Source organism: Streptomyces sp. NPDC059874 (assembly GCF_042731135.1).
GTDB lineage: Bacteria > Actinomycetota > Actinomycetes > Streptomycetales > Streptomycetaceae > Streptomyces.
In genome coordinates, this window is sequence record NZ_JBHWJY010000094.1 from 1 (window position 1) to 25307 (window position 25307).

The 25307-nt window shown below is 68.2% G+C and carries 32 protein-coding genes and 2 tRNA genes; 25 read left to right on the forward strand and 9 right to left on the reverse strand.

Going from position 1 to position 25307, the window contains the following annotated elements; all coding sequences use genetic code 11:
• Positions 1-265: 265 nt before the first annotated feature.
• Positions 266-868, reverse strand: a complete 603-nt coding sequence (locus ACFV9H_RS35395) for an AAA family ATPase (RefSeq protein WP_385406764.1) — start codon at positions 866-868, stop codon at positions 266-268.
• A complete protein-coding gene (locus tag ACFV9H_RS35400; protein ID WP_385406684.1) occupies positions 865-1254 on the reverse strand; it encodes a DUF4232 domain-containing protein in 390 nt (129 codons plus the stop codon). Before ACFV9H_RS35400 ends, ACFV9H_RS35395 begins: the two co-directional genes overlap by 4 nt.
• A 333-nt stretch (positions 1255-1587) precedes the next feature.
• On the opposite strand from ACFV9H_RS35400, the gene ACFV9H_RS35405 reads away from it, so the two are divergent.
• The 3 genes from ACFV9H_RS35405 to ACFV9H_RS35415 all read left to right on the forward strand — a co-directional run bounded on the left by ACFV9H_RS35405 (position 1588) and on the right by ACFV9H_RS35415 (position 3761).
• Positions 1588-2976 (forward strand): pyridoxal phosphate-dependent decarboxylase family protein, encoded by a 1389-nt coding sequence (locus ACFV9H_RS35405; protein ID WP_385406686.1) that lies wholly within the window; start codon positions 1588-1590, stop codon positions 2974-2976.
• A complete protein-coding gene (locus ACFV9H_RS35410; RefSeq protein WP_385406689.1) occupies positions 2973-3431 on the forward strand; it encodes an HD domain-containing protein in 459 nt (152 codons plus the stop codon). The genes ACFV9H_RS35405 and ACFV9H_RS35410 overlap by 4 nt, the downstream gene beginning before the upstream one ends.
• 135 nt (positions 3432-3566) lie before the next feature.
• Positions 3567-3761 (forward strand): hypothetical protein, encoded by a 195-nt coding sequence (locus ACFV9H_RS35415; RefSeq protein WP_150519620.1) that lies wholly within the window; start codon positions 3567-3569, stop codon positions 3759-3761.
• A gap of 736 nt (positions 3762-4497) precedes the next feature.
• On the opposite strand, the gene ACFV9H_RS35420 is transcribed toward ACFV9H_RS35415, so the two are convergent.
• The gene (locus ACFV9H_RS35420; protein ID WP_385406691.1) at positions 4498-4704 is read right to left on the reverse strand and encodes a hypothetical protein; all 207 of its coding nucleotides are present in this window, start codon (positions 4702-4704) and stop codon (positions 4498-4500) included.
• A gap of 101 nt (positions 4705-4805) precedes the next feature.
• On the reverse strand, positions 4806-5561 hold the full coding sequence (locus ACFV9H_RS35425) for a GntR family transcriptional regulator (protein ID WP_385406694.1): 756 nt from the start codon (positions 5559-5561) through the stop codon (positions 4806-4808).
• A gap of 78 nt (positions 5562-5639) precedes the next feature.
• On the opposite strand from ACFV9H_RS35425, the gene ACFV9H_RS35430 reads away from it, so the two are divergent.
• The 7 genes from ACFV9H_RS35430 (at position 5640) to ACFV9H_RS35460 (ending at position 12030) form a co-directional block, all read left to right on the forward strand.
• Positions 5640-5918 (forward strand): hypothetical protein, encoded by a 279-nt coding sequence (locus ACFV9H_RS35430; RefSeq protein ID WP_385406696.1) that lies wholly within the window; start codon positions 5640-5642, stop codon positions 5916-5918.
• A gap of 251 nt (positions 5919-6169) precedes the next feature.
• Positions 6170-6391 carry a hypothetical protein gene (locus ACFV9H_RS35435; RefSeq protein WP_385406699.1) on the forward strand — a complete coding sequence of 74 codons (222 nt, stop codon included), beginning with the start codon at positions 6170-6172 and terminating at the stop codon, positions 6389-6391.
• Positions 6388-7116 carry a GntR family transcriptional regulator gene (locus ACFV9H_RS35440; protein ID WP_385406702.1) on the forward strand — a complete coding sequence of 243 codons (729 nt, stop codon included), beginning with the start codon at positions 6388-6390 and terminating at the stop codon, positions 7114-7116. The genes ACFV9H_RS35435 and ACFV9H_RS35440 overlap by 4 nt, the downstream gene beginning before the upstream one ends.
• Positions 7113-7457, forward strand: a complete 345-nt coding sequence (locus ACFV9H_RS35445) for a hypothetical protein (RefSeq protein ID WP_385406705.1) — start codon at positions 7113-7115, stop codon at positions 7455-7457. The genes ACFV9H_RS35440 and ACFV9H_RS35445 overlap by 4 nt, the downstream gene beginning before the upstream one ends.
• Before the next feature lie 579 nt (positions 7458-8036).
• Entirely contained in the window at positions 8037-9191 is a 1155-nt protein-coding gene (locus ACFV9H_RS35450; protein ID WP_385406708.1) for a DNA cytosine methyltransferase, read from the forward strand.
• 113 nt (positions 9192-9304) lie between these two features.
• Positions 9305-10822 (forward strand): AAA family ATPase, encoded by a 1518-nt coding sequence (locus ACFV9H_RS35455; protein WP_385406710.1) that lies wholly within the window; start codon positions 9305-9307, stop codon positions 10820-10822.
• A complete protein-coding gene (locus ACFV9H_RS35460; RefSeq protein WP_385406713.1) occupies positions 10819-12030 on the forward strand; it encodes a hypothetical protein in 1212 nt (403 codons plus the stop codon). Before ACFV9H_RS35455 ends, ACFV9H_RS35460 begins: the two co-directional genes overlap by 4 nt.
• A gap of 412 nt (positions 12031-12442) precedes the next feature.
• Here the strand turns inward: ACFV9H_RS35460 and ACFV9H_RS35465 are convergent, their stop codons facing one another.
• The 4 genes from ACFV9H_RS35465 to ACFV9H_RS35480 all read right to left on the reverse strand — a co-directional run bounded on the left by ACFV9H_RS35465 (position 12443) and on the right by ACFV9H_RS35480 (position 14511).
• On the reverse strand, positions 12443-12850 hold the full coding sequence (locus tag ACFV9H_RS35465; RefSeq protein WP_385406715.1) for a hypothetical protein: 408 nt from the start codon (positions 12848-12850) through the stop codon (positions 12443-12445).
• A gap of 84 nt (positions 12851-12934) precedes the next feature.
• The gene (locus tag ACFV9H_RS35470; RefSeq protein WP_385406717.1) at positions 12935-13069 is read right to left on the reverse strand and encodes a hypothetical protein; all 135 of its coding nucleotides are present in this window, start codon (positions 13067-13069) and stop codon (positions 12935-12937) included.
• Positions 13070-13840: 771 nt separating this feature from the next.
• Positions 13841-14050, reverse strand: a complete 210-nt coding sequence (locus ACFV9H_RS35475; protein ID WP_385406719.1) for an e9imm peptide — start codon at positions 14048-14050, stop codon at positions 13841-13843.
• Positions 14047-14511, reverse strand: coding sequence for an NUDIX hydrolase (locus ACFV9H_RS35480; RefSeq protein WP_385406721.1), 465 nt, complete (start codon positions 14509-14511; stop codon positions 14047-14049). The genes ACFV9H_RS35475 and ACFV9H_RS35480 overlap by 4 nt, the downstream gene beginning before the upstream one ends.
• An 18-nt stretch (positions 14512-14529) precedes the next feature.
• Between ACFV9H_RS35480 and ACFV9H_RS35485 the strand changes: the two genes are divergently transcribed.
• The 11 genes from ACFV9H_RS35485 (at position 14530) to ACFV9H_RS35535 (ending at position 21597) form a co-directional block, all read left to right on the forward strand.
• Complete coding sequence (locus ACFV9H_RS35485) at positions 14530-15312, forward strand: GntR family transcriptional regulator (RefSeq protein WP_385406723.1); 783 nt, start codon at positions 14530-14532, stop codon at positions 15310-15312.
• A 139-nt stretch (positions 15313-15451) separates the two neighbouring features.
• The gene (locus ACFV9H_RS35490; RefSeq protein WP_385406726.1) at positions 15452-15793 is read left to right on the forward strand and encodes a hypothetical protein; all 342 of its coding nucleotides are present in this window, start codon (positions 15452-15454) and stop codon (positions 15791-15793) included.
• Between the two features lie 2 nt (positions 15794-15795).
• Positions 15796-17154 carry an FtsK/SpoIIIE domain-containing protein gene (locus ACFV9H_RS35495; protein WP_385406729.1) on the forward strand — a complete coding sequence of 453 codons (1359 nt, stop codon included), beginning with the start codon at positions 15796-15798 and terminating at the stop codon, positions 17152-17154.
• A gap of 78 nt (positions 17155-17232) precedes the next feature.
• Entirely contained in the window at positions 17233-17874 is a 642-nt protein-coding gene (locus ACFV9H_RS35500) for a DUF2637 domain-containing protein (protein ID WP_385406731.1), read from the forward strand.
• Positions 17875-17885: 11 nt separating this feature from the next.
• Positions 17886-18074: a mobile element transfer protein gene (locus ACFV9H_RS35505; RefSeq protein ID WP_385406734.1), complete on the forward strand. Its 189-nt coding sequence runs from the start codon at positions 17886-17888 to the stop codon at positions 18072-18074.
• A 16-nt stretch (positions 18075-18090) separates the two neighbouring features.
• Complete coding sequence (locus tag ACFV9H_RS35510; protein ID WP_385406737.1) at positions 18091-18249, forward strand: hypothetical protein; 159 nt, start codon at positions 18091-18093, stop codon at positions 18247-18249.
• 23 nt (positions 18250-18272) lie between these two features.
• On the forward strand, positions 18273-18593 hold the full coding sequence (locus tag ACFV9H_RS35515; protein ID WP_385406740.1) for a hypothetical protein: 321 nt from the start codon (positions 18273-18275) through the stop codon (positions 18591-18593).
• An 89-nt stretch (positions 18594-18682) separates the two neighbouring features.
• Positions 18683-18865: a hypothetical protein gene (locus tag ACFV9H_RS35520; RefSeq protein WP_385406742.1), complete on the forward strand. Its 183-nt coding sequence runs from the start codon at positions 18683-18685 to the stop codon at positions 18863-18865.
• Entirely contained in the window at positions 18862-20238 is a 1377-nt protein-coding gene (repSA, locus tag ACFV9H_RS35525) for a replication initiator protein RepSA (protein WP_385406744.1), read from the forward strand. The genes ACFV9H_RS35520 and repSA overlap by 4 nt, the downstream gene beginning before the upstream one ends.
• Positions 20231-20434, forward strand: coding sequence for an excisionase family DNA-binding protein (locus ACFV9H_RS35530; RefSeq protein WP_385406747.1), 204 nt, complete (start codon positions 20231-20233; stop codon positions 20432-20434). The genes repSA and ACFV9H_RS35530 overlap by 8 nt, the downstream gene beginning before the upstream one ends.
• The gene (locus ACFV9H_RS35535) at positions 20434-21597 is read left to right on the forward strand and encodes a tyrosine-type recombinase/integrase (protein WP_385406749.1); all 1164 of its coding nucleotides are present in this window, start codon (positions 20434-20436) and stop codon (positions 21595-21597) included. The genes ACFV9H_RS35530 and ACFV9H_RS35535 overlap by 1 nt, the downstream gene beginning before the upstream one ends.
• Positions 21598-21667: 70 nt before the next feature.
• Here ACFV9H_RS35535 and ACFV9H_RS35540 read toward each other — a convergent pair.
• A tRNA-Gly gene (locus ACFV9H_RS35540) sits at positions 21668-21738 on the reverse strand.
• 168 nt (positions 21739-21906) lie between these two features.
• Here ACFV9H_RS35540 and ACFV9H_RS35545 point away from each other — a divergent pair.
• The 4 genes from ACFV9H_RS35545 (at position 21907) to ACFV9H_RS35560 (ending at position 25200) form a co-directional block, all read left to right on the forward strand.
• Positions 21907-21983: transfer RNA gene (locus ACFV9H_RS35545), tRNA-Pro, on the forward strand.
• 163 nt (positions 21984-22146) lie between these two features.
• Positions 22147-23538: a trigger factor gene (gene tig, locus ACFV9H_RS35550; RefSeq protein WP_385406751.1), complete on the forward strand. Its 1392-nt coding sequence runs from the start codon at positions 22147-22149 to the stop codon at positions 23536-23538.
• Positions 23539-23853: 315 nt separating this feature from the next.
• Entirely contained in the window at positions 23854-24471 is a 618-nt protein-coding gene (locus ACFV9H_RS35555) for an ATP-dependent Clp protease proteolytic subunit (RefSeq protein ID WP_376661033.1), read from the forward strand.
• A 75-nt stretch (positions 24472-24546) separates the two neighbouring features.
• The gene (locus ACFV9H_RS35560; RefSeq protein WP_385406754.1) at positions 24547-25200 is read left to right on the forward strand and encodes an ATP-dependent Clp protease proteolytic subunit; all 654 of its coding nucleotides are present in this window, start codon (positions 24547-24549) and stop codon (positions 25198-25200) included.
• Positions 25201-25307 lie beyond the last annotated feature (107 nt).

Here is a 25307-nt window from a genome sequence, read left to right on the forward strand (position 1 = left end):
CGCATGACCACCCTCACGACCCGCTCCTACGCGGGCACGGCGGCGGCATAGGCCTTTTCCTTCGGATCGGGCGGCTGCCACCTGGGCCGGCCCGGGCGCCGCGCCCTGCGGGGACGCCCCGCCACACGCCGTCCCCGGCCGCGCCGGCGGGGACGCCCCGCCGCACACCCGCCCCCGTCCGGGCCGGCGGGCACCGGCCCGGGCGCCGCGCCCTGCGGGGACGCCCCGCCACAGCCCGCCCCCGTCCGGGCCGGCGGGCACCGCCCTAGTCGCAGCGGATGTGCCGTACGCCGATCAGGACTCGCCGCAGGCGTCCCCGCAAGGGGCCGTCGGTGTTCGGGGTCAGGCTCAGGCCCGCCGAGGCGGCGACCCGGTCGGCGACCTGCGGCACCGTCAGCCGGTCGGTCGCCAGGTGCTCCGCGAACTCCGGTTCCCGGAGCGCCGCCAGGCACCCGTCCAGCCGGGCCACCGCGAAGCTCTCCCGCTTCAGCCCCCGCCCCAGTCCCCGCTCGCGGAGTCTCCGCAGCACGGTCTCCCGCTGCGCCAGCAGGGCGAAGTGCCGTACATCGTGGCCGCGTTCGCGGAGTCGGCCCACCGTCTCGGTGAAGTACGCCGGGTCCGTCACGGTCATCGGCACCAGCACCACCCCCGGATACCGCTCCGCCGCCAGGTCCAAGACCTCGAACACCCCCTGCCGCCACGCCGGGAGGTCCTGGAAATCCCCGCGCAACGCGGCTGGCATCATCCGGTGCAGCCCGAAGCCGACGTGCTCCGGATCGCACACCACGCTCCCCGCCAACCGCCGGTGCAACTCGTACGCGGTCTGCGTCTTCCCGCCCCCGAACGGCCCGTTCAGCCACACGATCACCGGCCCACCGCCGTCCACGGACCGACTCCCAGCTTCCCGGTGTTCCCGAGATCGACCGGCAGGGCGAGCCGGAGCCACAGCCGGGGCGCACCGGACCGCGGCTCGATCTCCACGATCCGCGCCGTCACCGCCGCCACCGTGGAGTCGGTGACGAGATTGCGCCACACCATCGCCATCGAGGCGGCCTGCCCCGGCGCCAGTGTCACCCGCTCCGGCGGCGCGTCCACGGCCGGTGCCCCCGAGGTGATGCCCGCCGTCCCGTGCTCGACGGCCACCTCCACCGGATCGTTCCTGTCGTCCCGCAGTGAAAGTCGCGGGTATCCCTCCAGTACGTACGGCTGCGCACCGCAGTTGACCAGCTGGATCTCCGCCACCCGCAGGCCCATCGCCGCGTTCCCGTCCCCCTCGACGAGCCGGACCCCGCCCTCCGGACACGCCGGCTGCTCCGGCGGCGACGGCCTCGACGAGGGGGGTCGCGGCGCCGGCGCGGACGCTCGGGCCGGCGCACCCGTGGGCCCCGGCGCGGCCCGAGGTGGCGGAGGCATCTCGCAGCCCGCCAACCCCACCAGCACCCCCGACACGGCCACGGCCCCGACAGCGCCCCGCACCCACCGCTTCGCGATCATCCCCCGACCCTACGACGGCCCCCCGGCCGGAACCGGGCCACTCACCCCGGATTGGCCCGCCTCCACCGCCCCGGCGACGCATAGCGTGCCCCCATGGACCGCACGCTCGCCACAGACCTCGCCCGGCTCCCCGAACTCCTCGAAGCCACCCGCCGCGCCGCCGCCGACGCGCTCGCCACCCTGGACGAGCGTGCCGTCGTACCGCCGAAGGCCAAGGCGCCGGCTCCCGAGCCGCTCCCGGAGCACGGCGACGGCGCCGAGCGGGCCCTCGCCGCCTTCCGCGAGCGCTGGGAGCCCCGGCTGTCGGCCTCGGCCGGACCCCGCTACCTCGGGTTCGTCACCGGCGGCGCCACCCCGGCTGCCCTCGCGGGGGACTGGCTGACCGCCGCGCACGACCAGAACTCCAACTCCGCCCTCGACGGCGCCGGCCAGGACCTCGAACGCGAAACCGTCACCTGGCTCCGCGAGCTCTTCGGCCTCTCCGAAGCGCATACCGGCACCTTCGTCAGCGGCGCCACGATGTCCAACACCACCGGCCTCGCCATCGCCCGAGAATGGCTCGGCGAACGCCTCGGGGTGTCCCCGGCCGACGACGGCGCCGCCGCGCTGGGCCCCGTCCGGGTCCTCTCCGGCGCCCCCCACTCCTCCATCGCCAAGGCCCTGTCGGTCCTGGGCCTGGGCCGCAACTCCCTCGTTCCCGTCCCCACCCTCCCCGGCCGGGAGGCCGTCGACCCCGCCGCCCTCGACCGGGCCCTCGCCGACACCCCCGGCCCGGCCGTGGTCGTCGCCAACGCCGGCACCGTCAACACCGTCGACTTCGACGACCTCCGCGCGATCGCCGCCCTCCGCGAACGCCACGACTTCTGGCTCCACACCGACGCCGCGTTCGGCGCCTTCGCGGCCCTCTCCCCGGCCCATGCCCACCTCGCCGAGGGTCTCGACGCGTCCGACTCCGTCTGCGTCGACCTCCACAAGTGGCTCAACGTCCCCTACGACAGCGCCGTCCAGTTCACCCGCCGCCGCGACCTCCAGGCCCGCGTCTTCGCCAACTCCGCCGCCTACCTCGGCCCCCTCGGCGAGCACCCCGACCTCGTCCACCTCACCCCGGAGAACTCCCACCGACTGCGCGCCCTCGCCGCCTGGTTCACCCTCCGCGCCTACGGCCGCCGCGGTCACCGGGAGATCGTCGAACGCGACATCGCCTGCGCCCACGCCCTGGGAGAACGGCTCTCCCAGGACCCGGCCTTCCGCCTCCTCGCCCCGGTCCGGCTCAACGTGGTCTGCTTCACGCTGTCCGAGGCACCCACCCAGGCCCGCCTCACAGCCCTCCGCGAAGCCGTCTCCTCCGAGGTCTTCCTCACCCCGACCGTCTACGCGGGAACACCCGCCCTGCGCGCCGCGTTCTCCAACTGGCGTACCACGCAGGCGGATGTACGCCGGGCCGCCGAGGCCCTCCGTACGGCAGCGAAGGACCTCACATGACGGCGGCCCGTCCCCTGACCCTCCCCGAGATCGAGACCCTCGCGCGCACCGCCCACGAGGGCCAGACCGACAAGGCCGGCCGGCCGTACGCGGAACACCTCGCGGCCGTGGCCGAGGGAGTCCGGCTGCGCGGCGGCGGCCCCGAACAGCAGGCGGCGGCCTGGCTCCACGACGCGATCGAGGACGAGGCCCTCAGCCTCACCTGGTTGGATTCGGCCGCCCTCCCGCAGTCGGTGAAGGACATGGTCCTGGCCGTCACCAAGATCCCCGGCGAACCGGTCGAGCAGTACACCGCCCGCATCCTGGCCACCCCGGGCGCCCTCCTGGTCAAGGAGGCGGACCTCGCCCACAACGCAGACCCCGCCCGCCTCGCCGTCCTGGACGCCCCCACCCGCGACCGTCTGTCCGCGAAGTACGCGTATGTCCGTACCCTCTTGGGCCTCACCACACCCTGACCGCGCAAACGGAACGATGGCGATTCGTCACGGGGCGGATAGCCGGGGCCGGTTGGTGGGAGGATGGTCCATGTGGGGGTGTGCTTGGCCGTGCGCCCCGGGCCGACCAGGGGACGACCGAAGGTGTGATCAGTAGTGGCCATTTCGCTGTCAGTGGTGGTTCTGTTGGCGGTCATCCTGGTGGTGCTGATCCGCGGCAACCACATCAAGGCGGGCCCCGCCATCGTCGCGGCCCTCTTCGGCTTCTTCCTGGCGTCCAGCTCGATCGCGGACGACGTGAACCGCTTCCTGAACTCCCTCGCGACGATGATCGCGAACATCAAGCTCTAGGTTCCCTCCGACTCGGGCCGGCCGGAGCCCCCGGGAACGACGAAGGGCCAGGTCGAGGAATTACCCTCTGACCTGGCCCTTTGTGCTTCAGAGCGGGTGACGGGAATCGAACCCGCGTAGCTAGTTTGGAAGATCGCGTACGCGCCCACCGGCTCACCTGCCAAGTCTTTGACCTGCACGTCCCCGCCTGACTCCCCGGGATTCCCCGAGACTCCCCGCTGAAGCCCTCCCGTTCGGGCACGCAGGGGACACGGCCAGTCGGGGCCGTGGGGAGACAGCGGCGGGTGCGCGGTATACGCGGTTGCCGCACATCACTACCGCAACGCAGGATGCCAGAGGGGGGGGGTGGCTATGGAACGGCATCAGTTGGAACGGCTACTGACTGGCGATGACGCGGCATCTGTGGCTGCCCTGGATGCCCTTCAAGCCGGCGCTACCCACGAAGTACCGGATTCGACTATTCCCTCACAGCAGCACGCCCATCTCTACGGCCTCCGACTCCGGAACATGCGGCGGAGGGGTGTCGGCGAGACTCTGGGGCTGGAACGAGCGGTGCAGCTCCTCCGGCAGCATGACCAGCCTGTGCGAACCGGATTGATCATGGCCGCCGACGGCAGCTGGTGCTACCTCGCCTTCCTCACTGAGGATGGCAGCGCACTGGTGGCCTGCGCAGGTGTACGGCGCCACTTCGAGTAGTCGCCAGCTTCGGGGGGTGTGTGAGCACGCGAGGGTGCGCCTAGAGCGAGTCGTCGCGCTCCAGAACGAGGCCGGACGAGCCGTCCTCCAGGTCAACGCTCGCATCGAGGTGCAGGTGGTGCCCGTCCCGTATGCCGGGGCCGGCGAGCTCCAACAGTCGCTCCGCGAGGACGCGAAGCCCTTCCGCGTTGGCCTTGATGCGAGCCTCGCCGGCTGAGCTCTGCACCTTGATCAGCGGTTCATTCATGCAGCCACGCTAACCTGCGGCCGACCCAGCGACTCTCCCGGTCCCGCACGCCATGCGACCTGTTGCCAGGCGGCCGCGAAACGGGTTGCAGCACGTCCGTGCTAGCGACCGACAGGGATCTCGTAGACGATCTCGCACAGCGCGGCAGGGATGACGATGTCCGCCGTCTCCACGGGCTGCCCCTGGTCGCTGTAGTACGTCCGCCGGACGTGCGTGACCAGAGCGGCCTTCTGGATCCCGAGGAGCGATGCCTCCTCGGCTGTTGCCTGCCGCGGCTCCGGCTGCTCCACAGCGTGGCTGACCGTGATCCCGATCGTGGCCATCCGGTTCACGACGCCAACGCCGGCGTGCGGCCCACCCTCTGGCAGCACAACCAGCGTGCCGGCGGTGAGCTCATACGGCTCCCAACTCGTCGACAACTGCACCGGCCTGCCATCGGCAAGGAACTCGTACACCGTGCGCACGCACAGCTCCCCAACGGCGATACCGAGCCGCGCAGCAATCTCGACAGGCGCGGGAACCTTCGCCTCGGTTCGGCTCTCCCAGTTCCCCTGCCTGCCCAGGGCCTGCATGTCCGCGCGGAAGGGAGAGCCACCGGGCTGCTCACGAGCCGACGATCGGACGACCCTCACGCGCTGCCGGGGCTCCGCGACGTACGTACCCGAGCCCGCGCGACCTTCCAACACGCCCTGGGAGATCAAGAGCTCCTGCGCCCGGCGGACGACGTTCTCGCCGACGCCGCACTCCTCGGCGATCTGGGCCCGCGAAGGGAGCCGGTCGCCGGGTGTCCACTCGTGCTCCGCGATCCGCTGCCGCAGTACGTCGGCGATGCGGAGATAAGGCGGCTGCTCAGGCATGTAGAAAATCTAGTCCACTAGCTCTAATCTAGTTAACTAGCTTCACTCAACGTGTTCGCTCGGCGACGGAGGCCCTTGGTGCCCGCTTCGAAAGCAAGGGCCAAGGGCATCGCCGCGCGACTGTCCGCCCTGGGGCTGACCACGCGGGTGGAGGAGCACGCCCGATACACGTCGATCGAAGCGGAGGTACCGGAAGCGCTGCCCGCCGAATCGTGGCGGGAGGTCCTGGAAGTGGTGGCGGAGGCCGACCGGTTCGGACTCCTCGCCAGCAGCTTGACCGGCCGCACCCTCTGGGCCGCCGTACGTAAAGCGGTCCCCGCGACGGGCGACGTCCGGGGACCTGGCCATCAGCGATAGGAGCTGATCAGCGTGTCGAACCGTATGGTCCCCACCCCTTCCCGCACCAGTGGGCGCCCCCTCAGGCCGGGCCCACCGCCCGGCGCGGATGACCCCTACCGGTCGAGCTCGTGCGCGATCGGCACCCACCGTGAGTGCGCAGAGTCATCCCCTGTCACGGCCCCCATCGGAGTGGCCGTGACCTACGAAGCCTGCGACTGCACGTGCCACACGGCGGGCGACCCGTCCGAGCCGCGGCGGGTGACCCAGTGATGCGATGGACGCCAACCGGCGCCCTCGCCGCGAACGTCGAGATCACCTCGACCAGCGTGCAGTGCGGCGACGTCATCCAGGTCGGCGGACAGCCGTGCCGTGTCATCGACCTGATCCAACTTCCTTCCAACGCCAAGCGACTGCGATTCGAATCGGGCGAGCAGCTGACCATGCATGCCCGGACCCGTCTCGTCGCACTGCGGATGCGGAGGCACTGGTGACCCATCCCGCGCCCTCCCGCCGGCACGCCATCGCCGATGACCTCCGAAACCAGATCTCGGTGGGTCGCCTGAAAGCCGGCGAGCGCCTCCCTTCAGAAGCCCAACTCGCGGCCCGCTACAGGGTCAGCACGCCAACGCTCCGGAACGCCCTCGCTCTCCTCCAGGGCGAAGGACTCGTGGAGAAGATCCACGGCAGCGGCAACTTCGTCCGTCACCCGCGCCGCAGGACCACATACGTCGGCGGCGCATACATGCCGAGGGCACTGACCCCGGCCGAAGAGCCCCTCCACACCACCGTCCGCGCCACCAACCTCCGAGCGCACGGCCACCTGACCGCCCTCCTCAAGGTCTCGCCCCGCAGTCCCCTGACGGAATTCCTCTGCCTCAGCCACGAGGGGAAAACACCGCACAGCCTCGCCCGCATCTACGTGCCGCGAGACCTGGCGCCGGCCGACGTCCCGGAAGGGCTGTTAGCCGCACGACTGCCAGACCTGCGCCCACCGCTGGCCGTGGTCCAGGAAACGGTCAGCACCCGCCTCCCCACTCCAGACGAAGCGACGACCCTTCGCATCAGCTCGACTCTGGCCATCCTCTCGATCACCCGCGTGGTGACCGACACCACCGGCCGCGTGGTCGAGGCGGCCCTCTTGGCGCTCCCTGGCGATCGCGCCGATGCCGTCTTCACCACCCACCACAAGACCGAAGCCAGGAGGGCGGAAGCGTGACCCCCTCAAACGAACTGCGACTCCTGCCATGGTCGGGCCCAGACGGCAAGCCCTGCTTCCTGAGCGCCGACGACAACGCCAGCTACCTGTCCCGCCTCGCCGACAACGCCGAGGCGGCGCAGCTCGGCTTGGGGGCCGAACTCCTCGACCACGCCGTTGAAGTCCTCGCCGATCAGGAGGCGGATCCGGATGAACTCCGCCTCCTGGCAGCGGACCTGACTGGAGCCTTGAGGGACGTGGTCCGCGTAGCAACCAGCCGCGGCCACCGCCTAGCGATACCAGCCCTCTACACCCACGAAGGACGGACCGCAGCTCCTCGCCCGCCGGAGGCTTCCGACTAGTGACGCCGCAACCCGTGAACAGTGAAGCTCCCAGAGATCTGGGGGCTTCACTGTTCACGGGTGACGAGGACTGGCAAACGGCTCCGGAGTCCCCGTGATTCTCGGGAGTTTCAGCAGGTCACAGCCGCCTGGGAGAGTCTGCTGAGGGTCCGCGTCCACAAATAGGCCACGGTTGCCCGGGCACGCACCTCCGCCCTCGTCAGACCGAGCAAGCGTTGGGGTCGCCATCTGTGACTGGCTGCGGATTAAGAGTGATGAAGTGGCTAAGCGGCGGGCTCGGCATCTGGCCCATGACTAATGGTGGAACCTTCACAGACTCCAGCTGTGTGATGTGCGGCACAACTTCGGCGTGCCGCGGAGCAGGTCCGGTCGTAGCGGGCCTTCAGGGTGCGTCTAGGTTCTCCCTGCCCTGCCTTCGCGCGACCAAGGGCGAGCCCGCCAGTTGCAAGCGGTTTGAGGAGCAGCCGACTCACTCAGGCTTGATCGGTGCGCTGGTTCTGTGACGCAGTCGATGTCAGCCTCGTATGACAGGATCTCTCCGTGAGAAATGAGCAAGATGTCAGTCGCCCGCCTCTCCGCGTGGCGGGTCTCTTCGCCGGCGTGGGCGGTCTTGAGCTGGGCCTCAGCAGGGCCGGGCTGGAGACTGTGCTGCTCTGTGAGGTCTGGTCACCGGCCCAGGCTGTGCTCACCAGGCATTTCCCCGACATTCCCCTTGAGCCTGACGTTCAGCAGCTCGATGCCCTTCCGGGCGACGTAGACGTCGTGACGGCAGGATTCCCCTGCCAGGATCTCTCCCAAGCCGGCCGTACCGCTGGCATCGGGGGAGAGCAGTCTGGCCTTGTATCCCATGTCTTCCGCTTGCTTCAGAAGCACCACCCGCGCTGGCTGGTGCTGGAGAACGTGCGGAACATGCTGGTGCTCGACAAGGGCAAAGCGATGCTCCACCTCGTACAAGAGCTCGAAGCCCTCGGGTACGCGTGGGCGTACCGGCTCGTCGACTCTCGATTCACCGGCGTGCCGCAGCGGCGTCAGCGTGTCCTCTTCGTGGCGAGCCGTACCGAGGACCCTCGGAGTGTGCTTCTTGCCGACGATGCAGGTGAGCCCGACGAGAGCGGTCGGGCAAGCGATGCTCACGGTTTCTACTGGACTGAGGGCCTCCGCGGTTTGGGGTGGGCACGCGACGCAGTTCCCACGGTGAAGGGCGGCTCGGGGCTGAGCATCCCGTCCCCCCCGGGCGTCTGGATCCCTGGCAACCCCGCTGGCCACCGGATTGTGACGCCGTCGATCACTGACGCCGAGCAGCTTCAGGGGTTCGACAAGGATTGGACATTGACCGAAGCAACGGCCGATAAAAAGGGCGGGCGCGACCGCTGGAAGTTGGTCGGCAACGCAGTCACGGTCGGCGTTTCGCAGTGGCTGGGTGAGCAGCTTGTGAGCCCGGGGGAATACGACGAGGCCGAAGGCGACAGACTGTCGGAAAGTGCCCGATGGCCCACTGCGGCCTGGGGGTGCAAGGGCAAAAGGTGGCGCTCCCACGTAACCATGTGGCCGGAGCAGCGCGAGTACACGCACCTCATGGACCTTGTCGACCGTGAAGGGCTCAGCCCGCTGAGCCACCGGGCTGCAGCTGGTTTCTATTCCCGCACACAGAAGGCGAATCTTAGGTTCGACGAGACGTTCCTTCTCCACATGAAGGAGCACGTCGAACTGACCCGGCCGACAGGCCTCCTCTAGCGACGCATCTGCTGCTGGGAAGGCCCAACGCTGCTCCAGCGGCAGGGGCTTCGTGCGATGTGAGGTGCTACGTTCCTGTCCTCTGGACCTCGGGTAGCGGTTACCCTCGCCTCGTGTCCGATATCTTGATCGAGATTGACCACTTGCTGGCTGGCATCAACCACCCAGCTCCCAGCGCTACCAAGTACAGACGGTTGGAGAGTCGGCTCTCCGAACTGATCGGTCTCGGAGCTGGGAAGATCTACACGGGCTACGTCAGCAAGGCTGGCAACATGACCGTACGCATGACGCAGTCGAGCCGTGCGCAGCAAGCGGATCTGTTGATCGCTCTGATTCCGTACCCGCAGGAGTACGAGGCCAGCGTCGAGGCGGCGCGGAATGTCGTGAGGCGTACCGGTCAGCCGCTGCTGCTCATGGCGCAGCGTGAGGGGCAATCCCCTGCATGGGTCCCCAGGCGTTTGCTCAGTGGACACGCAGGTCCTGAGGTTGAGCGTTTGACCAACGTTCTTCGGTCGACGCTCGGCGGATTGTCGGTTGAGAGCCTCCCCGTGGCCAGGGCCGATGCTTTTGGGACGCTGCCCTTCGACGAGGCGGTTGCTCAGACGACACCAGCACCGCGCCTGGTGCCTGTGCTGAAGATCGACGAGCGAACCCGAAGGATGCTGAAAAACGCTATCGCCTCGCACAAGGCGATCATGCTCGTGGGGCCGCCCGGCACTGGCAAGTCCTCCTTGATCTGGGAGGTCATACGAGAGGTGCAGGCAGACCCATCTGCCTACGGCATGGAAGTGCCTCATGAGCTCATGACTGTGACGGCTGACGAGAGTTGGACGGTCCGCGAGCTCATTGGTGGTGACACCATCGACAGTGAGGGGTCCATCCACTTTGCGCCGGGCTACGTACTGCAGGCCATTCAGGAAGACAAATGGCTTCTCATCGATGAGGCCAATCGTGCAGACATGGACCGGATTTTCGGAGGTCTTCTCACGTGGCTGACTGGTGATTCGATGGAGTCAGTCACTGTCGGCCGTGCGGCGCCGGGAGATCCGACCGAGATTCGTTTGGGGTGGGCAGACACGCCGGTTTCGGCCCCAATGACTGAAGATGAAGGGATGCCTGGAGCGGCGGCGCAGCTCAGAACAATCGAGTATAAGGCCGGCCAAGAGTGGCGCCTCATCGGCACGTACAATTCCCTGGATGCCCAACGGGTCTTTCGCTTCGGTCTAGCGCTCGGGCGTAGGTTTGCGCAGATTCCTGTCGCGCCCCCCGAACCCAGCCTGTTCCGTGAGATCTTCGTCGAGCGGTCAAGGAACCTGCCTCTCTTGGAAGATCAGCTGTCCGATCTCGCGGATCGTGTCTCGCGCATATATGAGATTCATTACGCATCTCCGGACACGGCGATGGGTCCAGCACTCTTCCTGTCGCTACCTCAGAGTGTGACCGCCGGACTCAAAGACTCCGACGTCACTCTCGGAGCGCTGCTGGCCGAGGCCTACCTCATCTGTTTCGGCCCCTGGCTTGCGCGGCTCGATGATCCCACTTTGGATGAACTTGGTGACAAGTTGTCAGACCGGGATGCCCTTGGGTCGGAATGGAACTGGGTCAACCAACAGCTACAGCACATCCGATGATGCCCGATCTGAATTCCGCGTCGCATAAGCATGAAATACCCGAAGATGGGCTTGAGGAGGTCCTTCGTGGCTGGAGCAGTAAAGCTCAGCTTTACAATGCCCTAGCTGGCGTTGCTGACGACTGGGCTGAAGTCAGATGGTCTGCGCTAGAAATTCAGCAGCGTGCCAACCGTGTGGTGTACGCCAAGGTGGTTGAGTTGCTCAATGGGTGGCCCAGGAAGACCACCGACTGGACTGATGCTCTGCCGGCAAGTAGCAGAAGAACCCGCAGGGTCTCTCCAAGTCCGGACCCGGGCACTGACTGGGTCGCGTCTGCGGTTCGTCGAGGCTGGCCAGCAGACGAGTTTGTGGTGAACGAGCGGGCGAGAGTTCCGGATCAGGTGATGGCGACATCCCTTAGCTGGACCATTGATCAGATCGCGAAGATCCGCAAGGACGCTCTAAAGTTGGAGAGAGAGTCTCTGAAGGATGCGGCGAAGCAAGAACTGGCCACCCTGTTCGCCGTCAGGGAGCAGCCTCCTCTCGAAAGTTCGACTGGTATCCGTCCGACCCGGCAAGACATCATCGCCTTGCGGAGGTCGGGTGCACCTTGGACTCACCTCGCGGGTGTCGCGGAATTGCTAGCTGATGCTGACAAGCCCGATCTGATGGAGTTCGCCAGGCGTCACCTATTGCCTGATGATGATGTTCGATGGCGACTGTTTCATCTGGGTACCCTCGGGGTCCTACTCAAGAATCTTCGCGATGCGGGATGGAAGCTGGCTAGCCTGCGCCCGCTGTCCGGGAGTAAGAGGGGTGGCCCCAATTACGTCGCAGAATCGCCGGACGGACAAACCTGGGATATCTGGTTCGAAGCGAGCAGAATATGGGACCACTACAATATCCAGTCCCCCTATATCGACCTGATGGAAGGTGTGTTCGGGAGCTCCGCGGACCCGGTAGGTGCAGACTTGGCCATAATTCAGAAAGGTGTCGCGGCGTATCTTTTTGAATGCAAGTTTGGTGGAGCTGGAGAAGTTCGACGCAAGGGGTATCACCAGGTTACGACCTACGTGGCTGAGGCACTCGAAGAGCTGGTACCCAAAGCTCAAGGTGTCGTAGTGGGGCCTGACGATGTGGTCCTTAAAGCAGCTGAAGTCGTGCTTGATGGCTCACTCATTCGGGTCGTTGGTCCCAGGCATCTCCGCGGTTTCCTTCCGGGGCCCTGATCAGCGGTGCGCCGTTGTCCGCCTGTCATGCTCGGTCAACTCCTGCCGGGTCAGCGTCGTCGGCCTCATGCGCCGCGCGGGTGCATGCTCCGAGGGTGGGACGGACGCCTTCCCAAGCAGCCGCGGCCGTGAAGTCACAGTGGAATAAGGGCTGGTCGATGTAGTCCAGAGCGAGTGTGCCAAGCAACGTCTCACCTTGCTTGAGTTGCCAGGACCGATCAGCCATGAGTCTCTCTCCAGAAACGGCGATGCGCCGGCACGGTACCCGCGCCAGCGCATCGTGTTCTGATCCGTAGCTCTAGCCGGATCGGTCAACGACGGCCATACCGGCTGCTTCACGGCCTCGCCGGGGTACTGGCGGCCAGGAGTGGTTGCGGTGGTTGCGGTACGCCGCTGCTGTACAGCACGGGCCTCACCAGTCGCGCCAGCGGTCCGTGATCGCTGCCGGATCGATGCCCCGCCTCGCCGCCAGAGCGTCGACGTCCACACCGTGCTCGCTCAAGGTGAGGTAGATGTACTCGCACAGCTGCTCCCGCTCCTCAGTGCAGAAATGAGGGCCACCATGCCGTTTGTCCCAGTTGACGGCATTGAGTGCGAGAACCACCCTCTCAACAGTCCCGAAGACAGCATCGTCGGACGGTTCCCGCAGCGCGCGCACTTCGCCTTCGAACACCTCCAGGGCAGCGTCTGTCGCCCGCAGCAACGACTCGGGGTAGAGATCCGCCACGCTGGCGCACTCCGGGGGCAGAGTCCCGGCCGCCACCTCGCGGGCCGTCTCGGCCATGTAGGCACGCCAGTTCTCAGGGGGTTTGCTCGCCATGGGCGAGACGATATGCCCGAGCACTGACAGCCCGCCGTCCGACGAGCCAAGGCCCCGACTCGCGCCGGGGCCCAGTGGATGGGGTCAGCCCGCGTAGTCGTGGTGGTCGCGGGGGTCGTAGCCGTGGTTGCAGGCGGGGCAGAGGGTGAGGTCCTCGGGGTCGTCCGAGTACGGGTTGGGGATGATGCCGCCGTCGCACTGGGGGTCGGTGCAGGCCATGGTGTGCTCCCTCGGAGGTCGGTGCCGCTGTCCTGATGGGCACCGCCCCCGCCAGGTTTCGGGAGGGCGCACAAGGTGGAGCGCGCCACTGTACGAACGGCCTTGGGCGCCCTCCCGAAACCTGGCAGCCTCCGGATCAGGACAGCGGTGCCGACCGGCAGCAACCACATCGACGCCTCAACCCACGGCCTGGACCTGACCGCGGTCCCGCACCGCCCACCCCACCGCTCAGCACGCATGGGCCCAAGCCATCGCGATGCGACGCCCGCGCACAACGGCGCGAGGCTGGTCCGCAACGCATGCAGGTCTTGAGACGACACGCTCATCGGCCACGACGAGACCGGTACCGACGCGGAGCGACCACACCGGCCAGCACCACATCGCGGCAGCAGCTGCTCCCCGCCCGCCCATTCCCGGTGGTGCGGTCGCCTCACGCTCCCGTCATCCGTGACGGCGGGGGTACGGCGCCCGGCCTGACTCAAGCCCGGCAGTCGGCTGACCGTGTGCAAGAGGCCACCCCTCCCTCGCCGCTGGCCGTCTTTTGGAACCCCGTCCCGGCCGCGGTCGGCAGCGCTCACGGCCACGCATGCCATGTGACGGTTGCCGTGCTGTAGGCCTGCCCCCATCAACCCGAGCCGTAGGCGTGCGGACGGCGGCCGGGCTGGAGCGGGGCGGAGACAGGAGCGCAGGCCCGGGCGACGGGCCGCACGCGCCGCGCGTGCGCGGCGGGTGCCTTGATGAAGTAGGGAAACTCTTACCGCATTGCCCGGCTCAGAGCGCGAACGGCTCGTACGTCATGGCCCTGTCCACGACCTTATCGGCGCTCAGTTCTGGGTCGAAGTCCCAGTAGATGTAGTCGCTGACGTGGGGGCATCGCAGTCCCTGTTCCAGAGCGTCCAAGGTTGCGTCGGCTTGGGCCTCATCGGTGATGCTGCCGTCCATGAGCTGTTGGACCAGCCGCACTGCCTCGTCGCGCGTCACGCCGTGAGCAACTGGCGGCCGTCGTGGCTGCGGACGTGGGGTCCCGCGTTGTCCAGGGCGTCTAGGAGGCGGATCGCGTAGACCTCGGACATCTGCTCGGCGACCTCCTCCGGGGTGAGCCATGCAACCGCGGTCGATTCCGCCGAGGTGCGCTCGGTGCCGCCGGACGGCTTGCAGCGGAAGACCAGGGCGACGATGCCCCGGGTCGTGTTCTTGTAGACCCCGGTCAGCTCGTCTACCTCGACCTTGATGCCCGTCTCCTCCAAGACCTCGCGGCGGACGCCGGCCTCTGGGGACTCGGTGAGTTCGAGGACTCCGCCCGGCAGTTCCCAAGTCCCATTGTCCGCGCGGCGGATCGCCAGGAGTCGGCCGTCCTCGCGCAGCACCGCCCCGGCTACGGACACGGAGTGCAGTGGCGTTGACTTGGCCTGCGGGGAACCCGTACTCATGTACAGGAGCATAGGAGGAAGAGAAGGACTATGGGAACCGCAGCAGGAGGTGGCCGAGGGGCTGTGCCGCGCTACGTGCAGATCGCTGACGACATCGTTCAGCAGATCCGGGCCGGGGTGCTGAAGGCCGGCGACATGGTGCCGAGTGAGTCGGAGCTCGTGGAGCGCTACGGCGTCGCGGGCGGGACGATCCGCAAGGCCATGGTGGAGGTTCGGGCCAGTGGGCTCGTGGAGACCCGGCATGGCAAGGGCTCCTTGGTGAAGGCGCGGCCGCCCGTGCGGCACCGGTCTTCCGATCGCTTCCGGCGTACACATCGGCAGGAGGGCAGGGCGGCGTACCTCGCAGAGTCCGCGCAGTCTGGGGCCGAAGCCAAGGTGAGCGTGCTGTTCATCGGGCCCATGGAGGCGCCCGAGGAGATCGCGACGCGGCTCGGGGTCACCGCGGGGACTCAGGTCCTGGCCCGGCGTCGACTGTACTTCCGGAACGGGACGCCCGTGGAGACGGCTACCTCGTACCTGCCGTGGGATGTCGTGAAGGACATCCCGGAGCTGTTCGCCGAGAATCCGGGGCCCGGCGGCATCTACGCGCGGCTGGAGGATCACGGCCACGTCTTCGCTGAGTACGTGGAGACGCTCCAGGCCCGGCCGGCCGCCAAGGCTGAGGCGACCGAGCTGTCTCTGACTCCCGGCGCGCCCGTGGTGCATCTGCTCCGTGATGCCGTCACGGAGGAAGGTCGTGTGGTCGAGGTGTGCGACACCCTCATGGCCGCTGACCAGTTCGTCTTCGAGTACCGGATCCCCGCGCGCGACTGACGCTCACTCAACTTCCCACAGCCCGCTGCGAGTTTCTCTTCGTAGCGGGTTGACTCATGTATAGGAGTCGGGCACTCTTCTTCATGTCACTCCTATACATGAGTGATGGAGTTCGACATCTATAGAGGAGTGATCCGCTGTGCGTCAGATTCCCGTAGACACTTCGGCCGCCCTGGTGATGGTGGCCCAGCCTCCGGCCGTGAAGATCAAGGACCGTCGGACCGGTGAGATCGCCACGGACCCCGAGACCGGGTCCCAGATGATGACCGTGGACGTGCTGTTCGCCGCGAACGGCGAGGCAGAGGTCCTGTCGGTGGTCGTGCCGGCGCCCGGCATCTCGGGTGAGCTGGTCATGGGTACCCCGGTCGCGCTGACCGGCCTCGTCGCTCGCCCGTGGGAGAACGAGTTCAACGGCCAGAAGCGCCACGGGATCAGCTTCCGTGCCGTCGCCGTCACCTCGCTCGCCGCCAAGGTGGGCTGAGCATGAACGCCTTATGGATCACGCTGCTGGTGGTCCTCGCCCTGGCGCTCGTACTGCGCTGGCAGCGGCCCACCTGGTACTGGATGACCTTCGGGGTCACCTTTGCGACGATCCGCGTCCTGATCCGCTACCGCTCGGTGATGGACGCCTGCGGGCTCACCGTCCCGCCCTCCCGCTGGCGACTGGCGCTCGCCCGGTTCGCCAACCGCCCCGTTCCCGAGGCTCGCTCGCCGCGCATCCTGCGGCTGCGGCCTACCGCGACCGGCCTGGTCCTACGGCTGAAACTCCGGCCCGGACAGGATGCGTTCGACTTCTCCGCCTCATCCGACAGGCTCCGGCACTCCTTCGCTCTTCACAACGTCGTCTCGCGCGAGATCCGTTCCGGCGTCGTCGAGCTGCGGATGACCGGATACGACGTGCTCAAGCGGGTCCGCATGCCGGCGGCCGTGCCCGATGAACCGCTTCGGGTGCCGGTGGCCCTGCGGGAGGACGGGCAGGTCCATCACCGGGACTACCGGCAGGTCCCGCACGCCCTGAACGTCGGCGCGACCAAGTCCGGGAAGTCCGTCTACCAGCGCACGCTCGTCTCCGGCCTGGCCTCGCAGAACGTCGCTCTCGTCGGCATCGACTGCAAGAACGGCGTGGAACTCTCGCCGATGGCACGACGGTTCACCGCGCTGGCCGACAACCCGGACGATGCGGCGGAACTGCTGGCCGCGCTCGTTCAGTACATGGGCCGCGTCTATCAGCTCATCCGGGCCGAGCAGCGGATCAGCATCGACCTGCCGGACGCGGAGATCACCGCCGACATCTGGGACCTGCCCGCGCACCTTCGTCCTGTACCTGTCGTACTCCTCGTGGATGAGGTCGCGGAGCTCGCCCTCGCCGCGGGCAAGGCCGAGGAGGCCCGGCGGGACCGGATCGTCACCGACCTCGTCCGCCTCGCCCAGCTCGGCCGCGCCGCCGGCATCCATCTGGAGATCTGCGGGCAGCGCTTCGGCTCCGAACTCGGCAAGGGCATCACCATGCTCCGTGCCCAGCTCACCGGTCGTACCGCCCACCGCGTCAACGATGAGACCTCGGCCAACATGGCCTTCGGGGACATCTCCCCGGACGCCGTCCTCGCCGCCGTCCAGATCGACAAGGACCGCCCCGGCACCGCTGTAGCCGGTGACTCCTCCGGCGGTTGGTCCCGCATCCGGGCCCCGCACACCACGCTCCGCCAGGCCGTGAACACCTGCAACGCCCAGGCGCACCGCACGCCGACCATCCCGGAGCTGAAGCTCTTCCGGCCCGCGCTCCCGGTACGCGTCCTCATCGGCAAGGTCCAGCCGAAGACCGCCTCGGCACCTGCCTTCTGACCACTCGCCCCACCCAGTCGGCGCGGCCTCATCGCGCCAGGTCCCTACCCCACCCATGCCTGAAAGGAAGTGAAGACCATGACCCGCCTGGTTCGCCCGGACGCCGTCCTCGTCCAGGCCGTCATCGCCGGAGCCCTCTCCTTCGCCCACCTTCACGACCTCGCGGAAGCCGCCGGACAGGACGGCTGGAAGGCCTGGGCCTACCCCGTCAGCGTGGACCTGCTCCTCGTCGCCGCCTGGCACCGCCTCCGCTCCCTGCGGGACGCGGGAGAACCCGCGCGGTCGGCCTGGTCCTGGTTCGCCGTAGCCCTCGCGGCCTCGCTCGGTGCCAACGTCGCGACCGCTGGCCTCCTCGACCTCCGCGACGTCCCGGACTGGCTCCGCATCCTCGTCGCCGGATGGCCGGCACTCGCCTTCCTCGGCGGCACGCTCTTGGTCCACCGGCCTACGTCGCCCAGCGCGCCGGAGCCCGTTCCTGACCCGGCGCCCGTGCCCGTGGTCGAGCGGGAGACAGAACCCGGCGTACAGGCCGACGAACTCCCTGCCTTGCCCGCCCCTGTTCCGGCGCTCACCGTCCCGCCCGCTCTCGTCGCACACGCCCGGAAGATCGCCGCCGACCACCGCACCCGCACTGGCTCGGAGATCGACGCCGAGACCCTGCGCGCCCGACTCGGCGTCCCGTCCCTGATGGCTGAGGCCATCGCCGCCCAGCTCGCCTGACAGGAGATCCCATGCCCGCCCGGATCAACTTCCGCTCGCTCATGAAGATCGGCCCCGTCCAGATCGGCACCTACCGCGACCGCGGCCGCAACAAGGACACGGCCGTCTGCACCACCGATGGCTGCGGCTGGTCCTCGGACTACAGCTCCTCGACCGCCGCCCAGCTCGCCGCCCGCTCCCACCGCTGCCGCGTCAGCTGACCGAAAGGCCAACGCCATGGATGTCCCGCTCTGGTTCGCCCTGCTGGTCGTCGGTGTCCTCGGCTACAAGCTCATCCGCCCGCCCCTCTGGCTCGTCGCCGTGATCCTCGTCGGCGGCTTCCTCCTCGCGGACAGCTTCCTCGCCCCGGCCATCGACACCGCGATCAACAAGTAACCCACGCCGGAAGGAGAACGGCCATGTTCAAGCCCAAGTACCCCAGCCCCGACACTTACACCCCGGCGACCATCCGCCCGACCCCGGCACCCGTCGAGCGTTCGGAGTCCGGTCCGGCTCCCGCCCCCGCGAAGTCCCCGAGCGCACTCGGCGGCCTGGCCCAGAACTCGCCCGGTAACGCGCTCGCCCTCGCCGCCGGCGGAGTCGCCGGAGTCCTCGCGCTGGCGTCGGTCGCCGTCTCGCTGCTCCTGGCAGTCGCGGTCACTGCCGTCGCCCTGTCCGTCAGCGCCGTCGTCCTGCTCTTCCTCGTCCGCGCCCTGCGCCAGGAGTTCAAGACCCGTTGACCGGCCCCGGGACGGCCTCAACCGCCAAGTTTCCGCCGTCCCGGTGCCTCGCTCCTGCCCGATCCAGCGAACCGGAAGGAAGCACCATCATGAACCAGAACGCCTGGGGAGAGCCCTGCCCGAACTGTGACGGGCACGCCTCCGTCGCCGTGACCCTCGGCGGCCGCGACCGCACCGGCCACCTCCGTACGATCACCGCCCATTGCCCCGCCTGCCACGGCACCGGGACCCGTCGCTCCATCCGCCGTCCCCGCCGGACGGTGACGGCGTGACCAACACCGCGACCCTCGCGGGCCTGGACCCGGCCACCCTCGGCGACATGCTGACGGTGGCCGGGGCTCCCGGATACGCACGCTGGGAAGACCAGATCCACCGCACGGGCGGCTGCTCCGACCCGATCCACATCACCGGCTGGACCGTTGCCAAGGACAGGACCTCCGGCGAGATCCTGCACCGCTACTCCACCGAGAACGAGCCCGGCGCTCGCCTCCGGATCGCCTGCGGCAACCGCCGAGCCTCTCGCTGCCCCGCATGCGCCTGGACCTACGCCGGAGACACCTACCACCTGATCCGGGCCGGACTCGCCGGCGACGACCGCCGCGACATACCCGCCACCGTCCGCGAACACCCCCGCGTCTTCGCTACCCTCACCGCTCCGTCGTTCGGCCCGGTCCACAACCGTCCCGCCGACCGTCCCTGCCGCTGTGGCAAGCACCACCAGGAGCACGATGCCGAACTCGGCACCGCCCTCGACCCGAACACCTACGACTACGCCGCGGCCGTTCTCTTCAACAACCATGCCGGGCAGCTTTGGCAGCGCTTCACGACCCGCCTGCGCCGCGAGATCGCCGCATACGCCGGGCTGACTCAACGCGAACTGAGGGAGGAGGCCCGGATCTCCTACGGCAAGGTCGCAGAGTTCCAGAAGCGTGGAGCGATCCACTTCCACGCGGTCATCCGCATCGACGGCCCTGCCGGCCCCCTCGACCCTCCGCCCGCCTGGGCCAGCACGGAACTCCTTGACCGCTCGATCCGGTCCGCCGTCGCCCACGCCTACACCTCGATCACCGTCCCGGCCGCGGCCGACCAGCCCGCCCGAACCTTCCGCTGGGGCACCCAGCTCGACGTCCGCCCGATCAAGGCTTTCGGGGATGGCTCCGACATCACTGAACAGGCGGTCGCCTCGTACGTGGCCAAGTACGCCACCAAGGCCGCCGAGAACACCGGCACCCTCGACCGCCGGATCGGCAACCGTGAGGCCTTGGTTCTCCTCAATGTCCCCGACCACACCGCCCGCCTGATCGGGGCCTGCCTCGACCTCGATCCGCTGTACCCGGACCGTCGCCTCGCCGCCTGGTCGCACATGCTCGGCTTCCGCGGCCACTTCTCCACCAAGTCCCGCCAGTACTCGACGACCCTCGGCGCTCTCCGCCAGACCCGCGCCGACTACCGCGCCGCCCAGGAACGCGAAGCCCGCGGCTTGGACGGCATCGAGCCGGACACCGTGCTCATCCTCGCCTCCTGGCAGTACGCCGGCCACGGCCACAGCCCGGGGGAGTCGATACTCGCCGCCACCATCGCCCGCGACATTCAGCTGAACCGCCAGACCGCCCGCGAAGCCCTGCAAGGAGAGCCGCATGAATGAGCGCTACCTCAGCGTCGTCCAGGTCGCCGAAATGCTCGGCACCACCGTCCGGTTCCCGCGGCGGCTCGTAGAGGAGCGGCGGATCACCTACGTGAAGGTCGGGCGGCACGTGCGGATCCCCGAGAGCGCCCTGCGCGCGTACATCGACACGCACACCGTCGAGCCGCGTCGGCATCGTCTGGGGGTGGCTGCCTGATGGCCGGGAAGCGCCGCCAGTTCGGCCGGGTCCGCAAGCTGCCCTCGGGCCGCTATCAGGCCCGGTACGTCGGCCCGGACGGGCAGCTCCGTCCTGCCCCGGAGACGTTCCGGACCAAGCGGGACGCGGACGACTGGCTCGCCGACAAGCAGACCGAGATGCGCCGGGGGGACTGGCACGACCCGGACGCCGGAAAGGTCGCGTTCGGTCCGTACGCCGTCGCCTGGATCAAGGAACGGGAGTTGACCAGCACCACGCGACAGCTCTATGGCTCGCTGCTGAAGCACCACCTGGAGCCGGCGTTCGGGGCCGTCAACGTCGGGGAGATCTCCGCCCCACTCGTTCGGCGCTGGCGTGCCGACAAGCTCGCCGCCGGCGCCGGGCCCACCACGGTGGCGAAGGCCTACGCCCTGCTGAGGGCGATCCTGGGGACGGCCTTGTCCGACCAGTTGATCAGGCGGAACCCGTGCCAGATCAAGGGCGCCAGCACCGTGCACACCCCGGAGCGGCCCACGGCCAGCGTCGAAGAGGTGTACGCCCTGGCTGCGGCCGTTCAGCCCCGCTACCGCGTGCTGATCCTGATGGCCGGGTTTCTCGGGCTGCGCTGGGGCGAGTTGATCGGGCTGCACCGCCGTGACGTCGACCTGGAGCGCGGCACCCTCCGTGTCCGCCGGGCCGTGGCCGAGCTGCAGAACGGGCAGCGGGAGATCAAGGCGCCAAAGAGCGCGGCAGGCAAGAGGACGGTTTCCATCCCCGGCGTGATCGTCCAGGAGATCCGCGATCACTTGGAGAAGTACGCCGAGCCCGGCGCCGATGGGCGTGTCTTCGTCGGGCCCAAAGGGGCGACTCCGCGCCGGAACCACTTCAACCTGCTGTGGCACAAAGCCTGTCGGAAAGCGGGGATCAAGGGGCTGCACTTCCACGATCTCCGGCACACCGGCAACACGCTGGCCGCCTCGACCGGGGCCAGTACCCGGGAGCTGATGGCGAGGATGGGCCACAGCACCGCCCGCGCCGCACTGATCTATCAGCACGCGAGCGCCGATCGGGACCGGCTGATCGCCGACGCGCTGAGCCGGCTCGTGGGGGAGGGGCGCAAGCCGGCGAAGGACACGAAGGAAGATCCACAGCGCAAGGGGCACGCGGGGGACACGGAGGGCTGATCGGGACCCCCGGGAACGACGAAGGGCCAGGCCGAGGAAACATCCTCTGACCTGGCCCTTTGTGCTTCAGAGCGGGTGACGGGAATCGAACCCGCGTAGCTAGTTTGGAAGACTAGTGCTCTACCATTGAGCTACACCCGCAACGCGCGCGCCGCAGGTCACGAGGACCGCGGCACGGACAGCATCCTAGCGGGTCGTGAAGGCCGCGCGCACACCACATTCGGGCCCGCCGTCAGGAGTCGCCGAAAGTGGTCGGGAAACCCCGTGCGTCGGAGCGTCTCCGGGCATGTACCCTACGTGTCGCACCGACGGGGTGTGGCGCAGCTTGGTAGCGCGTCCGCTTTGGGAGCGGAAGGTCGTCGGTTCGAATCCGGCCACCCCGACCACAAGATCGCGTTTGCAAGATCGCGTTGTGGGCTGATTGCCGCTTGCGGTTACTATGCAAGCTGCGTGCCCGTGTGTCTGATGTACCGGGCCCGATCCGCAGAACCGCTGAATCGCAGCGAGACGGCGGAGACCCCCAGCAGTCAGCCACAAGGAGACCAAACCGTGAAGAGCGCCGTGGAGACCCTGAACCCGACTCGGGTTCGGCTCACTGTTGAGGTGCCCTTCGAGGAGCTCAAGGACAGCCTCGACGCGGCGTACAAGAAGATCAACCAGCAGGTCACGGTGAAGGGCTTCCGCAAGGGCAAGATCCCGAACCGGGTCATCGACCAGCGCTTCGGCCGCGGTGCGGTGCTGGAGGAGGCCGTCAACGACGCCCTCCCGAAGTTCTACACCGAGGCGGTCAACGAGGCCGACCTGAACCCGCTGGGCCAGCCCGAGGTCGACATCACGGAGCTGAAGGACGGCGAACTGCTGGCCTTCACCGCCGAGGTCGACGTCCGCCCCGAGATCGAGATCCCGGACTACTCCGGCATCGAGGTCGAGGTCGACGCGGTCGAGGTCTCGGACGAGGACGTCGAGAAGTCGGTCGAGCAGCTGCGCGCCCGCTTCGCGTCCACCAAGGACGTCGAGCGTGCCGCCGAGGACGGCGACGTCGTCACCATCGACCTCGAGGCCAAGGTCGACGGCGAGGTGCTGCCCGACGGCGTCGCCTCCGACGTCTCGTACACCATCGGCTCGGGCGAGCTCCTCGAAGGCATCGACGAGGCCGTGAAGGGCCTGGAGGCCGGTGGCGAGGCCACCTTCACCTCCCAGCTGAAGGGCGGCTCCGCCGAGGGCAAGGACGCCGAGGTCACCGTCAAGGTCACCAAGGTCTCCGCCCGTGAGCTGCCGGAGCTGGACGACGAGTTCGCGCAGATGGCGAGCGAGTTCGACAGCATCGAGGACCTCAAGGCGGACAGCCGCAAGCGCCTCGAGAACATGAAGCAGTACGACCAGGCCACGCAGGCCCAGGAGCGCGTCCTGGAGAAGCTGCTGGAGCTCGTCGAGGTCCCGATCCCCGAGAAGCTGCTCGCGGACGAGGTCCAGACCCGCAAGCACAACCTGGAGCACCACCAGCTCGGCCAGATGGGTCTGACCATCGAGAAGTACCTGGAGTTCCAGGGCAAGACGGTCGAGGAGTTCGACGCCGAGACCTCCGAGCAGGCGATCAAGGGCATCAAGACCCAGTTCGTCCTCGACGCGCTGGTCAACAAGGAGAAGCTGGGCGTCAACCAGGAGGAGCTCACCGAGCACCTCATGCGCCGCGCCGCTTCCTCCGGCATGTCCCCCGACCAGTTCGCCCAGGCGGTCGTCGAGGGTGGCCAGGTCCCGATGCTGGTCGGCGAGGTCGCCCGCGGCAAGGCCCTCGCGGTCGTCGTCGAGGCCGCCAAGGTCACCGACACCAACGGTGAGGTCGTCGACCTGTCCGACGAGGACGAGGAGCAGGCCACCGAGACCGTCGAGGCCGTCGTCGACGGCGACGCCGAGGTCGTCGAGGCCGACGAGGCCAAGTAGGGCCGAGTGGTCGGCCGGGTAGCCGGCCGAGCAGCACCCCGAGCAGTGTCCCGAAGGGCCCGTACGCAGCCGCGTACGGGCCCTTCGGCGCTGGCCCGGGCAGGCCCCGCAAGGCCTCCGTACCTTGCGCTCCCAGCGAACAGTTCGGGAAGCGGGATGGCGTTGTCCTACCTGCGCGTTAGGGTCCATGAATACGAGGGCACGTGAGTACCCGGACCACCCGGACGCCGGCGGACCTATCCGCTCCGGCCGGGCCGCGCCCCAGAACGAGACGCTGAGACGGCACATGGCCGTCGGAGACGAGCAGGTGGATACGTGACGAATCTGATGCCTTACGCCGCGGGTGAGCCGTCCATCGGTGGCGGCCTCGGCGACCATGTCTACAACCGGCTCCTCGGCGAGCGCATCATCTTCCTCGGCCAGCAGGTCGACGACGAGATCGCCAACAAGATCACGGCGCAGCTCCTCCTCCTGGCCGCCGAGCCGGAGAAGGACATCTACCTCTACATCAACAGCCCGGGTGGCTCCGTGACGGCGGGCATGGCGGTCTACGACACCATGCAGTACATCCCGAACGACGTCGTCACCATCGGCATGGGCATGGCCGCGTCCATGGGCCAGTTCCTGCTGACCGGCGGCGCCAAGGGCAAGCGCTTCGCCCTGCCGAACACCGACATCCTGATGCACCAGGGCTCCGCCGGTATCGGTGGTACCGCGTCGGACATCAAGATCCAGGCCCAGTACCTGCTGCGCACCAAGCAGCGCATGGCCGAGATCACCGCGTTCCACTCGGGCCAGACCGTCGAGGCGATCATCCGCGACGGCGACCGCGACCGCTGGTTCACCGCCGAGGAAGCCAAGGAGTACGGCCTCATCGACGAGATCATCTCGGCCGCGTCCAACGTGCCGGGCGGCGGCGGCACCGGGGCCTGATCCCGGCTCCCACGCCAGTACGCACCAGCCGACAGCCCGCAGAACGCCACCAGGACGGTGAACACCCAGATGCACATGAACAATCTCTCTCCCGCGAGCGGCCTCTACTCCGGCCCGCAGGTGGACAACCGCTACGTCATCCCGCGCTTCGTCGAGCGCACCTCGCAGGGCGTGCGCGAGTACGACCCGTACGCGAAGCTCTTCGAGGAGCGCGTGATCTTCCTCGGCGTGCAGATCGACGACGCCTCCGCCAACGACGTCATGGCGCAGCTGCTGTGCCTGGAGTCGATGGACCCGGACCGCGACATCTCGATCTACATCAACAGCCCCGGCGGCTCCTTCACCGCGCTGACGGCGATCTACGACACGATGCAGTTCGTGAAGCCGGACATCCAGACGGTCTGCATGGGCCAGGCGGCTTCCGCCGCAGCGGTCCTGCTCGCCGCCGGCACCCCCGGCAAGCGCATGGCCCTGCCGAACGCCCGCGTGCTGATCCACCAGCCGTCCGGCGGCACCGGCCGTGAGCAGCTCTCCGACCTGGAGATCGCGGCCAACGAGATCCTGCGCATGCGCGACCAGCTGGAGACCATGCTGGCCAAGCACTCGACGACGCCGATCGAGAAGATCCGCGACGACATCGAGCGCGACAAGATCCTCACGGCCGAGGACGCACTCGCGTACGGCCTGATCGACCAGATCGTCTCCACCCGTAAGAGCAGCGCGGTCTGATCCTTGCCGCCAGTTGGCGTGGCACGCCGCCGGATTCGGCGATGTGAACCACGTCAAGGGGGCCCCGCACGGGGCCCCCGGCAAGGTACCGTCGGATATGAGGCACC

Coding starts and splice junctions, on each gene's coding strand:
- ACFV9H_RS35400 (WP_385406684.1), bottom strand. CDS start 1,254: ATGGGCCTGCGGGTGGCGGAGATCCAGCTGGTCAACTGCGGTGCGCAG.
- ACFV9H_RS35405 (WP_385406686.1), top strand. CDS start 1,588: ATGGACCGCACGCTCGCCACAGACCTCGCCCGGCTCCCCGAACTCCTC.
- ACFV9H_RS35410 (WP_385406689.1), top strand. CDS start 2,973: ATGACGGCGGCCCGTCCCCTGACCCTCCCCGAGATCGAGACCCTCGCG.
- ACFV9H_RS35420 (WP_385406691.1), bottom strand. CDS start 4,704: ATGAATGAACCGCTGATCAAGGTGCAGAGCTCAGCCGGCGAGGCTCGC.
- ACFV9H_RS35425 (WP_385406694.1), bottom strand. CDS start 5,561: ATGCCTGAGCAGCCGCCTTATCTCCGCATCGCCGACGTACTGCGGCAG.
- ACFV9H_RS35435 (WP_385406699.1), top strand. CDS start 6,170: ATGCGATGGACGCCAACCGGCGCCCTCGCCGCGAACGTCGAGATCACC.
- ACFV9H_RS35460 (WP_385406713.1), top strand. CDS start 10,819: ATGATGCCCGATCTGAATTCCGCGTCGCATAAGCATGAAATACCCGAA.
- ACFV9H_RS35465 (WP_385406715.1), bottom strand. CDS start 12,850: ATGGCGAGCAAACCCCCTGAGAACTGGCGTGCCTACATGGCCGAGACG.
- ACFV9H_RS35470 (WP_385406717.1), bottom strand. CDS start 13,069: ATGGCCTGCACCGACCCCCAGTGCGACGGCGGCATCATCCCCAACCCG.
- ACFV9H_RS35480 (WP_385406721.1), bottom strand. CDS start 14,511: ATGCTCCTGTACATGAGTACGGGTTCCCCGCAGGCCAAGTCAACGCCA.
- ACFV9H_RS35485 (WP_385406723.1), top strand. CDS start 14,530: ATGGGAACCGCAGCAGGAGGTGGCCGAGGGGCTGTGCCGCGCTACGTG.
- ACFV9H_RS35495 (WP_385406729.1), top strand. CDS start 15,796: ATGAACGCCTTATGGATCACGCTGCTGGTGGTCCTCGCCCTGGCGCTC.
- ACFV9H_RS35500 (WP_385406731.1), top strand. CDS start 17,233: ATGACCCGCCTGGTTCGCCCGGACGCCGTCCTCGTCCAGGCCGTCATC.
- ACFV9H_RS35505 (WP_385406734.1), top strand. CDS start 17,886: ATGCCCGCCCGGATCAACTTCCGCTCGCTCATGAAGATCGGCCCCGTC.
- ACFV9H_RS35510 (WP_385406737.1), top strand. CDS start 18,091: ATGGATGTCCCGCTCTGGTTCGCCCTGCTGGTCGTCGGTGTCCTCGGC.
- ACFV9H_RS35515 (WP_385406740.1), top strand. CDS start 18,273: ATGTTCAAGCCCAAGTACCCCAGCCCCGACACTTACACCCCGGCGACC.
- ACFV9H_RS35520 (WP_385406742.1), top strand. CDS start 18,683: ATGAACCAGAACGCCTGGGGAGAGCCCTGCCCGAACTGTGACGGGCAC.
- ACFV9H_RS35530 (WP_385406747.1), top strand. CDS start 20,231: ATGAATGAGCGCTACCTCAGCGTCGTCCAGGTCGCCGAAATGCTCGGC.
- ACFV9H_RS35535 (WP_385406749.1), top strand. CDS start 20,434: ATGGCCGGGAAGCGCCGCCAGTTCGGCCGGGTCCGCAAGCTGCCCTCG.
- ACFV9H_RS35560 (WP_385406754.1), top strand. CDS start 24,547: ATGAACAATCTCTCTCCCGCGAGCGGCCTCTACTCCGGCCCGCAGGTG.